The following is a 12,449-nucleotide window of genomic DNA, read 5'->3' on the forward strand; positions in this document are numbered from 1 at the left end:
CCGCCGGTCAGTTGGTCTGCGGCCTCTCCAACTCCCTTACCAGCGCTGCCGCGACCGGCACCGCGATTCCCTTCCGCTCCGCCGCCCGCAGCAACGACCCGCCGATCGCGTCCAGTTCGAGCGGGCGGTGGGCCTCGGCGTCGCGCTGCATCGAGGACTTGGTCCCCGGAGGGAACGTGTCGTAGCGGGCCAGTGCCCCCGCCGGGTCGGACGGGCCGCCGTAGGAGCGGCTCACGGCCGCCGTCTCCTCCAGCAGGGCCGTCAACTCCTCGCGGTGGCGCGTGCGGATGTCGCCGAGAGGGAGGTCGTAGCGCGTGGTGAGGAGGGCGAGGGGGGCCAGGAAGGTCATCTTCGCCCAGAGTGCCGCCGTCTCGTCGGGCAGGACTCGGGTGGTGGGGCCGGCCGTGCGCAGTGCGGCTGCCAGTGCCTCCAGGCGTTCGCGGGGGACCGGGTCGCCGCTGACGTCGATCTCCGCGAACGGGCTGCCGTGCTCAATCACCCCCGGGGCGACGCGAGTTGACTCGACGCGGATGATCGCGGGGGCGACCTGGGCGGGCGGGTAGTGGGCGCGGAGGTGGGCCGGGTGTTCGACGCCGTTCAGGAACGGGACGAGGAGGCCGTCGCCGAGCGCCTGTGCCGGGACGCGGGCCAGCGCCGGGGTGAGTGCCGTCGCTTTGACCGTGATCAGGCAGGCGTCGACCGGTTCGCGCAGTTCCGTGTCGGCCTCGACCGGTGCCGTGAAGTTCCCGAAGGGGGCGCTGCGGACGCGGATTCCGTTGGCGCGGAGGGTGGCGGCCGTTTCTGCTCCGGCCAGGCAGATCACCCGGTGGCCGGCCCGGGACAGCAGCGCCGCGAGCAGGCCGCCCACGCCGCCGGGGCCCAGTACGGCCACGGTGAGTTCGTTGTTCGCCATGTTGTCGGTCCTCTCGTCGGTCGGCCCTGTGCGCGGTATCGCTCTCGGGGCGCGAGACTGGACGTATGTGCCGCAGTATCAAGACTCTTCGACCGCCCGCCCTGCCCGACGAGGCCACGGAGGAGGAGATCCGCGCCGCCGCGTTGCAGTACGTGCGCAAGGTCTCCGGGTTCCGGGCGCCCGCCGCGCACAATCGCGAGGTCTTTGACCGCGCGGTCTCTCTGATTGCCGATGCGACTGCTGAGCTGCTGGCGGGGCTTGAGGTGAGGGGCGCTGCGCGGTGAGTCCGTGATCAAAGCGCGGGCCGGTGGGGGCTGGTCGCGCCCACGCGGCGGAGCCGCACATGTCACAGCCCCGCGCCCCTGAAGGCGGTCGCCTGCGGCGCCCGGCCTTCAAGCGACAGCTCCGGCGCCCGGGCCCTCTACGGCGCGGCCGTCGCCTCCGTCGCCCCCGGCTGCCGTCGCATGACAAACGCCGCCCCCGCCCCCGCCCCGAACAGCGCCGCGAGCGACACCCCCGTCGCCAGCCACGTCGCCCCCAGCCACTGGGCGCCGTAGTAGCCGAGTGCCACGCTGTATGCCGCCCAGGACAGGCCCGCCAGGGCCGACCAGGGGAGGAAGTCGCGGGCTCGGCGGTGGGCGGCGCCCGCGCCGAGGGAGACGACCGAGCGGCCGGCGGGGGCGAAGCGGGCCAGGATGACGAGGGCCCCGCCGCCGCGGGCCAGGGCGTGGCCGAGACGTTCCTGCGCGGTGGTGAGGCGGCGGGAGCGGGAGATGGCGCGGTCGAGGCGTTCGCCGCCGAGCCAGGCCAGGCGGTACGCCACCAGGTCGCCCAGGACGGACGCGGCGGCGGCCGACGCGATCAGGGCCAGGATGCTGGGGACCTCGTGCGGGACGGGAACGGCGTCGGTCGCCGCGCCGGTGCCCGCTGCCGCCGCCGTGGCCGCCGCGATGACCAGGACCCCGCTCGGCAGTACCGGCAGGAACACATCAAGCAGTACGGACAGGGCGATCATGGCGTAGATCCATGGGCTGCCGGTCAGCGACCCCACACTCTCGAACAACGCATCTCCCCGTGAACTCCCCCGTGGGCCGCGGCAGCAGCGGCCAGTGACAGCCATACAGCGTACGCCTGGGCGGGGACAGGAGATTCACGGGGGGCGCGTGTGATCGGCACAGCTTGTTCACTCGGCTGCCCCGTCCCGAGGGGCGGGGTGGGCCCGCATCCCGTAGCAACGTAAAGGGGATCAAAGCGCGACTGAACGTGAGGAACGGTACACATCATGGTGGCAGGCATATGCGCGGGCGCCGTCGTAGCGGCCCTACTGGCGAGCGGCGGCACCGGCACAGGCGCCCCGGACGGCTACTCGATGCGCACGGACGCGCGGTTCGCGCCGGTCGGCGCCCTCGTGCCGTCGGCGGCGGTGACGTACGACACGAAGCTCGTCCCCGCCGGCGCGTGGATCGAGGTCGGCCAGCGGACGACGGCGGGCGGTGCCACGACCGTACGGCTGAAGGTCGACGGGATGGTGCCGGGGCACGCGTACGCCGCCCATGTGCACCAGAAGCCGTGCGGCGCCGACCCTGCCGCTGCGGGCGGGCACTTCCAGCACAAGCCGTCCACCGCCCCGGCCGACATCAATGCCGACAACGAGGTCTGGCTCGACTTCACGGCCGACGAGCACGGCGCCGGTGAGGCGAGCGCCCAGCACGACTGGAACTTCCGGGAGGGCGAGGCGTCCTCCGTCGTGATCCACGAGATGCCGGGCAGCAAGATTCGCGCCGCCTGCTTCACCGTGCCGTTCGGCTGGGCTCCCTGAGCCGGTGATACGACGACCAGGAGCGGGCGTCGGCCGGTGACGTCCGCTCCGTCGTGGCGACCCCGAGCACCGCTCGCGCCACCGCGTCCGCGTCCGACAGCGTGACCGAGTCCACGCCGGGGCGGGCGCCTGCCGCGGTCACCCAGTGCACGCCCTCCGTGGGCACCCCGAACGCGAACCGCCGTGCGTGTGCCCGTCCCTGACGGTCAATCAGGCGGTACGGGCGTGCTGTCACGTCCAGCCCGCCCGTCTCGTAACCGTCCACGGTGTGCGGCCGGCACCCGCCCGTCTTCAGCAGCCGGCCGAGCAGCGGGTCGGCGGTGCGCCGCAGGTCCGGTTCGGGGAGGCGTGCTTCCACGAGCGTGGTCACCCGCACCGCCGAGCCCGGTATCGCCGGAGACCCCGCCACCCAGGCGCCGTCCGCCTCCCGTACCTCCAGCCGCGGCCCCAGCACCTCCACCACGCCCGCCGCCACCAGCGCGGCCAGCTCCTCGATACGGCGCCGGGGCGGGCCGATGGACAGGAACGCGTTGAGCGGGGTGTACCAGCGGTCCAGGTGCTCCCGGCGCGAGTCGCCCGCGAGGCCGCGGTGGTCGACGACCAGCCGGAGTTCGTTGCGCAGATCGCGCAGCACGTCCAGGGCGGCCTTGAGCGGGCCGTCCACATTGCCGAGCGCGGCCTGCCCGGCGTCCTCGCGCAGATACGCCAGCAGCCAGTCCCGCCAGGCCGCCGGGCCGGCGAGAGCGCGCTCCGGGTAGGGACGGGACAGCCGGTCCCAGCTCCAGCGTTCGGCGGCCGGGATCCCGAACTCGTCGAGTATCAGCGCCTCTTGGGGATCGCGGTGCGGCACGGAGAGGAAGCGTCCGGTGAACTCCGGGCGCCGGGAGGGTCGTAGCAGAGCGGTGTAGTAGACCGTCTCGACCTCCTTCGCCACCAACGGCCATATCTCCGGGAGGAATTCGGGTGGCTCGCCGGAGTCCGCGCGCTTGCGGAAGGCGGCTATGGCCTCCGGGGTGAGGACGAGGGGCGTGTGCCGGCCGTGCGGGCCCTTCGCGTTGTCGCCGCGGGCCTGGTACGGGACGCCACGGCGTGAACCGGCGTACAGGCGGGGCTCGTTGCCGGACGGCAGATAGCGGAGCGAGCCGTCCACCGCGCGGACGAAACGGCCGCCCCTGCCCGTCGTCAACAGGGCTATGTGGTCGAAGAAGTTGAGGCCGAGGCCGCGCAACAGCACTGGTTCGCCGGGCTGTACGGCGGTCAGGTCGGCGTCGGCCGGGTTGGCGGGCGGGAGGTGGCGCAGGCCGTGGTGGCAGGCGTAGGCGGCGAGGCGCCGTTGGGTGGTGTCGCCGAGTGTCGGAAGGTGGCCCTGGGCGAGGACCACCGCCGAAAGGGCGGACAGGGTGCGGCCGTTGTCCAGGGTGAGGGACTGGTGGCCGTCGGGTGCCTCGTCGAGGCGAATCGCGCTCGCCCGGTGTGCCGTGACCTCGACGGAGTCGGGTGCCTCGCGGACCGTGCGGGCGAACACCCACTCCAGATAGCGGCCGTAGTGGGCGCGGGTGGGGTAGTCGTCGGGGCCGAGTTCGGCGGGCGCCCACTCGTGCAGGCTCGGGCCGGGGCGGATCGGGCCCGAGCAGTCGACGCTGTCGTCGGTGAAGAGGGTGACCTGGGAGGCCACGGTGTTCATCAGCAGCTCGGGGGACTGCGCGGAGCGCCAGACGCGGCCCGGGCCCGGGGGCGCCGGGTCGACGACGTGGACGGTGAGGCGGGTGCCGGGCGGGAGGAGTTCGGGAGCCGAGGCGCAGAGGCGTTCCAGGACGCTGGTGCCGCGTGGACCGGTGCCGACCACGGCGACGGAGACGGATACCGGTTCGTCGTCGGACGCGTTCACTGCAGACAAAGGGGGGACTCCCGGGCGTGTGGGGCGCAATGGAGCGGACCGCCCACCGGAAGCGGACGGTCCGCCTCATCATGCCCGCAGCGACGTCACGGGGATGTCAGCGGGGACTCCTCGACGGTCCTCAGCGTTCCGTCCGCCCGGGCCTGCTCCAGCCGCAGCCGGGCCGAACGGCCGTGCAGCGTAAGGGTCATGAGCTGGTTGCCGAACCAGGGCCCGCCCGTCTTCCGCCATTTGACCGAGGGCTCGGCGCAGCGGCCGTGCCGGGCGAAGCGGCGGCCCAGGCCACGGGCGACGGCACTCCAGCCGAAGCGGAAGCCGACCCGTATGTAGGCCGGGATGGAGTTGTGGACGGGCGAGCAGGTCAGCTGGAGGACGCGCGAAGTCGGCCCGCCGGTACGCCACTTGGGCTCCGCCACGTACGCGTGGTGCACGTCCCCCGACAGCACGAGCACCGACGCCGGTGCCGCCTCGCCCGAGCCCACCTCGGCGATCAGACTCGCCAGCTCCTCGAAGGAGTTGGGGAACGCGGCCCAGTGCTCCAGGTCGGCGGCCCGGCGCAGCTTCTCGCCGAACTCGGCCCAGCGGGCGCCCCGTTCACCCCGGCACAGGGCCGCGTCCCAGGACTCGGCGTCGTGGACGAGGTGCGGCAGCAGCCAGGGCAGTGAGGTGCCGATGAGGAGATGGTCGTAGGAGGCGGGTTCGGTGAGCGCCTCGGTGCGCAGCCAGTCGGCCTCGCCGGGGTCGAGCATCGCGCGGTGCTGTTCGTCGAGGACGCGGGCGGCGCGGCTGTCCACCATCAGCAGGCGTACCCGGCCGAAGTCGCGCCGGTAGCTCCAGCGGACGGAGGCCGGGTCGGCGTCGGCCTTGCAGGCGAAGGCGCGGAGTTCGTCGGTGCCGTCCGGGGTGTCGCGGACCGCCGAGTAGAGGGGATCGGCGGCCAGTTCGGCGGGGGAGAGGTTCCCCAGGTGCTGGTGCACCCAGTACGACATCAGCCCGCTCAGCAGCCGCTCGCGCCACCACGGGGTCTCCCGCATGCCGGCGAGCCAGGAGGCGCTGGTGTTCCAGTCGTCGATCACGTCGTGGTCGTCGAAGATCATGCACGACGGCACGGTGGAGAGGAGCCAGCGGATCTCGGGATCGAGCCAGGACTCGTAGTAGAGGCGCGTGTACTCCTCGTAGTCCGCGACCTCGCTGCCGGGCGGCTCGCTGAGGTCGCGGCGGGCGGAGAGCCAGCGGCGGGTCGCGTCGGAGACCTCGTCGGCGTACACCTGGTCGCCCAACAGGAGGAGTACGTCCGGCCGTTCGCCCTCCGGGTCGCGCGCGAGGCGCGAGGCCAGCGTGTCCAGGGCGTCCGGGCCCACCGGGTCGTGGCCGTCGGCGGGCGGCGCGGCCCAGCGGCAGGAGCCGAACGCGACGCGGACCGTGCCGTCGGCGTCCGGGGTGCGGATCGCGGAGGGCGGGAACGGCGAGTCCGGCGGCGGCCACACCCGCGTGCCGTCCAGGAGGACGTCGTACGGCGTCGAGGTTCCGGGCGTGAGGCCCTCCACCGGCACCAACGCGTAGTGATGGCCCGCGACTTGGAAGGTGCGGGCCGTGCCGGCGGCCCCGTCCGCGCAGCGCACCTCGGCGGTGCACGGACGGCTCGCCTCGACCCACACGGTCGCGGACGAGCCGTCGGCGTAGCGAAGCAGTGGTCCAAGGAGCAGTCCGGCCAAGGCTGATCACCTGCCCCTTTCCATGGTCGGGCTCGCCTCCGGGGCGCCTCAGCCTGTGTCGAGAGCACGACCGTGCTCAGCGCTTCGCGCCTCCGCGCGCTCGCGTTCTCGACACTGGCGCGCCCCTTCGGCTCGCCCTTCTCCGTCGCCCCGTACGGTACGGAACGACGGAGGCCGGCGCCTAGATCTCCAGGGAGATCAGCAGCCGCTGAGGACCGAGGTCAGCTTGGCCTTCTCGGCGGTGTCGACCGAGAGGTCGTAGTAGTACTTCACCTGGACCCAGGCACGGACGTAGGTGCAGGCGTACGAGGTGAGCGGGGGCATCCACTCGGCCGGGTCCTGGTCGCTCTTGGACTGGTTGACGTTGTCCGTGACGGCGAGGAGCTGCGGCCGGGTGACGTCGTTGGCGAAGGCCTGGCGCTGTGCGGTGGTCCAGTTGCGGGCGCCGGAGTCCCAGGCCTCGGCGAGCGGGACGAGGTGGTCGATGTCGACGTCGGAGGCGGCGGTCCAGGTGGCGCCGTCGTAGACCGAGTACCAGCTGCCGCTGGTCGCGGTGCAGGCGGAGTTGGTGACGACGTTCGTACCGTCCCGCTTGAGGATGTACTCACGGGTGTTGCAGGTGCCGCTGATCGTGATCCAGGTGGGGAACAGGTCACGGGCGTAGCCGGTCCGGACCTCGGTCGCGACGGTGAGCGAGGCCAGGTAGGTGCGGGCGGTGGCGGCGCTGACGGGGGTGGGGAGGGCGGCGGAGGCGGTCGGGCCGTTGAAGAGCGCGACAGAGGCTATGAATCCGGTAAGAGCCGCGAGTATGCTCAGCCGTCGACGCGCGTAGAACTTCGGCATACGAACTCCCTTGTGGTGTGGGGGTGTTGGAGTCGAGCGAAGGAATGCTTGCGGTGCCGTGTTGCGGCCGGGTGTGCGTTTGGTAAGAAGTTAGTGACGCGTGCATGACAAGGCAATGCCTTGAGGGTCACGTACTATGAATGGCGCAGAAGGGGAGTAGCTCTTCGCCGGACCGTCGACATACTGCTCAGCTCGTCTGAGCCGGCGCCCGGAGGACGACCTCTTGCAGGTCGGCCAGCGAGACCTTCGGCAAGCAGTGCACCGTTATCTGTGTGCTGCCATGCCGAGGTGTCCGTGGACAGCAGTAACACTCTCGGTGGGGCAGCCCCGACCGATTGAGGAACCTTGATCAGCATCACCGTCACGGCGCTCGTCTTCGGCGTCGTCTTTCTCGCCGAGCTTCCCGACAAGACCGCGCTCGCCGGACTCGTCCTCGGCACCCGCTACCGCGCCTCGTACGTCTTCGCCGGTGTCGCCGCCGCGTTCCTGCTGCATGTGGTGCTGGCGGTGGCGGCGGGCAGTGTGCTGACGCTGCTGCCGCAGCAGATCGTGCACGCGGTCACCGGTGTGCTCTTCCTGGGCGGGGCCGCGGTGCTGCTCTTCAAGAAGGGTGATGACGAGGAGGAGGTCCGGGCGCCCAAGGACCAGTCGTTCTGGAAGGTCGCGGGTGCCGGGTTCATGCTGATCCTCGTCGCCGAGTTCGGGGACTTGACCCAGATCATGACCGCGAACCTGGCTGCGCGGTACGACGACCCGTTCTCCGTCGGTCTGGGCGCGGTGCTCGCGCTGTGGGCGGTCGCCGGGCTCGGCATCGTGGGCGGAAAGGCGCTGATGAAGCGGGTGCCGTTGGAGTTGATCACGCGGATCGCGGCGGTGCTCATGCTGGCGCTGGGGGCATGGAGCCTGTGGGAGGCCGTGACCGCCTGAGCTGAACGGTGAGTGAACTGTTTCCGGAGGCGGTGGCGCGATGCCGGTCCGGTTTTGTATCGTGGAGAAACAAAGTGGCTCCCGTCCGTTTTCCCTGACCGGCGGACGGGGCCGCCTTGTCCCGCCCACGCGCCTTGGAGCTTGCCGATGACGGCCACCACCGTGCTCACCGCCCGTGCCCTCCTGCTGGACATGGACGGCACCCTCGTCGACTCGCACGCCGTCGTCGAGCGGATCTGGCGGCGCTGGTCCGAGCGGCACGGGCTGAACGCTGACGAGGTCATGAAGGTCGTGCACGGCCGGCAGGGCTACGCATCCATGGCGCTGCTGCTGCCCAACCGGCCCATGGAGCAGAACCACGCCGAGAACGCCCGCATGCTCGCCGAGGAGACCGCCGACGTCGAGGGCGTCGTCCCGATCCCCGGCGCGCCGGAGTTCCTCGCCTCGCTGCGGGGGCTGCCGCACGCACTGGTGACATCGGCCGACGTCGCGCTCTCCACGGCACGGATGGGCGCGGCCGGGCTGGAACTGCCCGACGTCCGGATCACCGCGGAATCCGTCGGCGCCAGCAAGCCCGACCCCGAGGGCTTCCTCAAGGGCGCCGCCGAACTGGGCATCGCGCCCGCGGACTGTGTCGTCTTCGAGGACTCCGGGGCGGGGATCGCCGCGGGGCGCGCCGCCGGGATGCGCGTGGTGGGGGTCGGGCCGCAGGCCGCTTATCACCGGGCGGACGTGGTGGTGCGGGACCTGCGTGCGGTGCGGGTGGAGGGTGTGGGCGGGGAGATTCGGTTGTACGTGGGGTAGGGGGCCCATGGGCAGGGGGCCCACGGGCGTTGGATGGGCGTTGCGTTACGGCTCTGTCGTCTCCGACTCCAGCTTCGCTCGTGTGGCCGCCCCGTACACCCCGAGCGGGTCGGACTGGATGCCTCGGGCCAGCTGGTAGGTGCGTACCGAGGCCTGCACCTGCTTGTCGAAGACGCCGTTGTGCGGGCCCGTGTAGAGGTTCAACTGGGTCAGCCGGAGCTGGAGTTCGGTGACCTCGGGGCCCTCGTCGCCGCGTTGCAGGACCGGGGCGGTGCTGCTGCCGCTGCCCTGGCGCTCGGTCGCGGACGCGCCCGACGCCGTGGCGCTGGTCGTCGGGGTCGGGCTGGAGGCCGGGGACCGTGACGCCGTGGCGGACGGACTGCTCGACTTCGACGGTGACGGGCTCGCGCTGAGCGTCGGGGACGGGGACGCCGACGTCGGCTGTGCGGACGCAGAGGCGCTCGTGGACGGTGTCGCCGGTGCCGCGCTCTTCGACACGGTCGGGACACTCCCCCGTATGTCCTGGGGTGCCGCGTCGTCCCGCGACGGCGGCTCGTACGAGAACATGCCGCTCGCGAAACCGGCCGCCGCGACCACCGCCACGACGGCTCCTGCGGCGGCGAGGAGCACGGTACGGCGGCGCCGGGGCGGGCGGTCGTCGTCGGGGTCGGAGCCGGCGTCTGCGGGCGGTTCCGGGGTGCTCTCGAACAGGTTCAGGCCGGTCGTGTTCGGGGGCGGGTCTGCCGGCGGCACGGCGCGCAGCGGCATCGTCTGCTCGACCGCCGGCAGCTGTTGCGTCTCGCCCTCGGGTGGCGCCGGGGGCCCGGGCGTGGGCCGCTGCTCCTGCGGGGTGGCGTCCAGCTCCACATACGGTCTGATCCGCAGCGGGTCGAAGTCCTCCGCCGCTGCCGCCTCCGCCGTGCGCGCGTCGCGCAGCGCGTCGGACGCCCGTTGGGTGCAGGTGCAGGACGGGGAGCCGTCGGCTGCCCGCGGCGCCCCGCACTGCGGGCATATGTGGCCCTTCGCCTCGTTCACGTGTTCGTCCCTCCCCATCCGAACTCCCGAGGTTATGCGGATCTCCTTCACGCCGTCTCCTCCGACCCCCGGAATGACCGCTTCCATTCGGACTCGACAGGCCGTAACGGGACACACCGATCACCATGGATGTGTAACGAGAGCCTCGGGAGGTCTTCATGGCCGGCGATGCGCACGGTATGACAGGGAATGTGCACGACGCGCGGCCACCGGAGAAACCCCCGCGGCGGGGCAGCGCCGCCCAGGAACACGTGCCGGGCAACGTCCTCGTCTCCATCGGGGCGCTGCTTCTCGGGCTGCTGCTCGCCGCCCTCGACCAGACCATCGTCTCGACCGCGCTGCCGACGATCGTCAGCGATCTCGGCGGGCTGGAGCATCTGTCATGGGTGGTTACGGCCTACCTGCTGGCCTCGACCGCCGCGACCCCGCTGTGGGGCAAGCTCGGCGACCAGTACGGGCGCAAGCGGCTGTTCCAGATCGCGATCGTGATCTTTCTCGTCGGGTCCGCGCTGTGCGGCGCCGCGCAGAACATGCCCCAGTTGATCGGCTTCCGGGCACTCCAGGGCCTGGGCGGCGGCGGGTTGATCGTGCTGTCGATGGCGATCGTCGGCGATGTCGTCCCGCCGCGTGAACGCGGGCGCTACCAGGGGCTGTTCGGGGCGGTGTTCGGTGCGACGAGTGTTCTCGGGCCGCTGCTGGGAGGACTGTTCACCGAGCATCTGAGCTGGCGGTGGGTCTTCTACATCAACCTCCCGGTCGGTGTCGTGGCCCTGGCGGTGATCGCGACCGCGCTGCGTATCCCGCGCAAGTCCACCCGTCATGTCATCGACTACCTCGGTACGTTTCTCATCGCCGCCGTCGCGACCTGCCTGGTGCTTGTCGCCTCGCTGGGGGGTACGACCTGGGGCTGGGGGTCGGCGCAGATCGTTGGGCTGGCGGTGCTCGGTGTGGTGCTGGCGGTGGCGTTCGTCGCGGTGGAGCGGCGGGCCGCCGAGCCTGTGCTTCCGCTCAAGCTGTTTCGCGTCCGCACCTTCTCGCTGGCCGCCGTCATCAGCTTTGTCGTCGGCTTCGCGATGTTCGGCGCGATGACCTATCTGCCCACCTTCCTCCAGGTCGTCCAGGGCATCTCGCCGACCATGTCCGGCGTGCACATGCTGCCGATGGTGTTCGGCATGCTGATCTCGTCCACCGCCTCCGGGCAGATCGTCAGCCGTACCGGCCGGTGGAAGGTCTTTCCGATCGCGGGTACCGGGGTTACCGCGCTCGGTCTGCTTCTTCTCCATCAGCTTGACGAGAACAGTTCCACCGGGGAGATGAGCGCCTACTTCTTTGTTTTTGGGCTTGGACTCGGGCTGGTCATGCAGGTGTTGGTGCTGATTGTGCAGAACGCCGTGTCCTATGAAGATCTTGGAGTCGCTACCTCCGGTGCGACCTTCTTCCGGTCCATTGGTGCCTCGTTCGGTGTTGCCATCTTCGGCACGATCTTCGCGAGTCGGCTGGGGGACAAGCTTGCGGATGCTCTGCGGGGTGCCTCGTTGCCGAGTGGGGTCACGGCGGACGGCCTTGAGTCCGATCCGCGGGGCATCTCCCAACTTCCCTCCGGCGTACGGCCCGAGGCCTTGCATGCCTACGCCTCGTCCATCACCGACGTCTTCCTCTACGCCGCCCCCGTAGCCCTCGTCGGCTTCGTCCTGGCCTGGTTCCTCAAGGAGGACAAGCTCCGCGGCTCCGTCACCGCACCCGACCTCACGGAGACCCTCGCCAGCAATCCGGTTCAGCGGTCTTCCTACGACGAGGTGTGCCGCGCGCTGTCCGTGCTGGGCACGCGGGAGGGGCGCCGCGAGATCTACAAGACGATCACCGCGAAAGCGGGCTACGACCTTCAGCCGGCGGCCAGTTGGCTGCTCCTGCGCATCAAGCGGGACGGGTGGGCGGAACCTGGTGTGCTGGCCGAGCGAAGTTCCGTGCCGCTGCCCGTCATCCTCGCCGCCGTTCGACAGATCGAGGGGCGGCGGCTGGCCGTGCGGGAGGGGCTGGACCTGCAACTGACCGATCAGGGGCGGGAGATGGCCGAACGGCTGTCACAGGCCCGTGAGGAGTCTCTTACGGAGACGCTGGGCGACTGGTGGGGGCCTGATCGGCCGACGGATCTGGTGCAGTTGGTAAAGGAGCTCAACGGGGAGTTGTGCGGGTCGGATCGGGAGCAGCCGCATAACGGGGCGGTGGTTGGCGGTAGTTGAGGTTCTTGGGGGGGCGGTGTTGGGAGGGTGCCGGGTTGGTGGGGCGGTGTTGGGTGGGCATCGGGGAGGTGGGGCGGTGTTGGGTGGGCGCCGGGGAGGTGGGGTGGTGTTGGGTGGGCATCGGGTTGGTGGGCCGGTGCTGGATAGGCGACGTGCGCGCACCTCTTTTGGTTCGGTCGCCTTCGGGGCGCCTTAAGCCGGTGTCGAGAGGCCCCCAGAGGGTGTCAAAACATCGCCACACCCCCCGCGCGGGCCC

The 12,449-nt window shown here is 71.2% G+C and carries 11 protein-coding genes; 5 read left to right on the forward strand and 6 right to left on the reverse strand.

Features of this window, described 5'->3' with window-relative positions:
* Positions 1–7: 7 nt before the first annotated feature.
* On the reverse strand, positions 8–913 hold the full coding sequence (locus tag ACFXC1_RS39290; RefSeq protein WP_381252044.1) for a ketopantoate reductase family protein: 906 nt from the start codon (positions 911–913) through the stop codon (positions 8–10).
* Between the two features lie 65 nt (positions 914–978).
* Between ACFXC1_RS39290 and ACFXC1_RS39295 the strand changes: the two genes are divergently transcribed.
* The gene (locus tag ACFXC1_RS39295) at positions 979–1,197 is read left to right on the forward strand and encodes a DUF2277 domain-containing protein (RefSeq protein WP_381252046.1); all 219 of its coding nucleotides are present in this window, start codon (positions 979–981) and stop codon (positions 1,195–1,197) included.
* 137 nt (positions 1,198–1,334) lie between these two features.
* Here ACFXC1_RS39295 and ACFXC1_RS39300 read toward each other — a convergent pair whose 3' ends face one another.
* Entirely contained in the window at positions 1,335–1,976 is a 642-nt protein-coding gene (locus ACFXC1_RS39300) for a DedA family protein (protein WP_381252048.1), read from the reverse strand.
* Between the two features lie 219 nt (positions 1,977–2,195).
* On the opposite strand from ACFXC1_RS39300, the gene ACFXC1_RS39305 reads away from it, so the two are divergent.
* Positions 2,196–2,732 carry a superoxide dismutase family protein gene (locus ACFXC1_RS39305; protein ID WP_381252050.1) on the forward strand — a complete coding sequence of 179 codons (537 nt, stop codon included), beginning with the start codon at positions 2,196–2,198 and terminating at the stop codon, positions 2,730–2,732.
* On the opposite strand, the gene ACFXC1_RS39310 is transcribed toward ACFXC1_RS39305, so the two are convergent.
* From ACFXC1_RS39310 to ACFXC1_RS39320, 3 genes are all read right to left on the reverse strand, one after another.
* Positions 2,704–4,629, reverse strand: coding sequence for an FAD/NAD(P)-binding protein (locus ACFXC1_RS39310; RefSeq protein WP_381252052.1), 1,926 nt, complete (start codon positions 4,627–4,629; stop codon positions 2,704–2,706). The two genes, ACFXC1_RS39305 and ACFXC1_RS39310, sit on opposite strands and share 29 nt — an antisense overlap.
* A gap of 86 nt (positions 4,630–4,715) precedes the next feature.
* Positions 4,716–6,344 carry an alkaline phosphatase D family protein gene (locus ACFXC1_RS39315; protein ID WP_381252053.1) on the reverse strand — a complete coding sequence of 543 codons (1,629 nt, stop codon included), beginning with the start codon at positions 6,342–6,344 and terminating at the stop codon, positions 4,716–4,718.
* A gap of 198 nt (positions 6,345–6,542) precedes the next feature.
* On the reverse strand, positions 6,543–7,187 hold the full coding sequence (locus ACFXC1_RS39320) for an HNH endonuclease family protein (protein ID WP_381252055.1): 645 nt from the start codon (positions 7,185–7,187) through the stop codon (positions 6,543–6,545).
* A 345-nt stretch (positions 7,188–7,532) separates the two neighbouring features.
* Here ACFXC1_RS39320 and ACFXC1_RS39325 point away from each other — a divergent pair, with 345 nt between their 5' ends.
* On the forward strand, positions 7,533–8,114 hold the full coding sequence (locus tag ACFXC1_RS39325; protein ID WP_381252057.1) for a TMEM165/GDT1 family protein: 582 nt from the start codon (positions 7,533–7,535) through the stop codon (positions 8,112–8,114).
* 147 nt (positions 8,115–8,261) lie between these two features.
* Positions 8,262–8,918, forward strand: coding sequence for an HAD-IA family hydrolase (locus ACFXC1_RS39330; RefSeq protein WP_381252059.1), 657 nt, complete (start codon positions 8,262–8,264; stop codon positions 8,916–8,918).
* Positions 8,919–8,963: 45 nt separating this feature from the next.
* Here the strand turns inward: ACFXC1_RS39330 and ACFXC1_RS39335 are convergent, their stop codons facing one another.
* A complete protein-coding gene (locus tag ACFXC1_RS39335; protein WP_381252061.1) occupies positions 8,964–9,953 on the reverse strand; it encodes a peptidoglycan-binding domain-containing protein in 990 nt (329 codons plus the stop codon).
* 158 nt (positions 9,954–10,111) lie between these two features.
* On the opposite strand from ACFXC1_RS39335, the gene ACFXC1_RS39340 reads away from it, so the two are divergent.
* Positions 10,112–12,193, forward strand: a complete 2,082-nt coding sequence (locus tag ACFXC1_RS39340; protein WP_381252063.1) for a DHA2 family efflux MFS transporter permease subunit — start codon at positions 10,112–10,114, stop codon at positions 12,191–12,193.
* Positions 12,194–12,449 lie beyond the last annotated feature (256 nt).

The organism is Streptomyces hokutonensis (assembly GCF_042751305.1).
Taxonomy (GTDB): Bacteria; Actinomycetota; Actinomycetes; order Streptomycetales; family Streptomycetaceae; genus Streptomyces; species Streptomyces hokutonensis_A.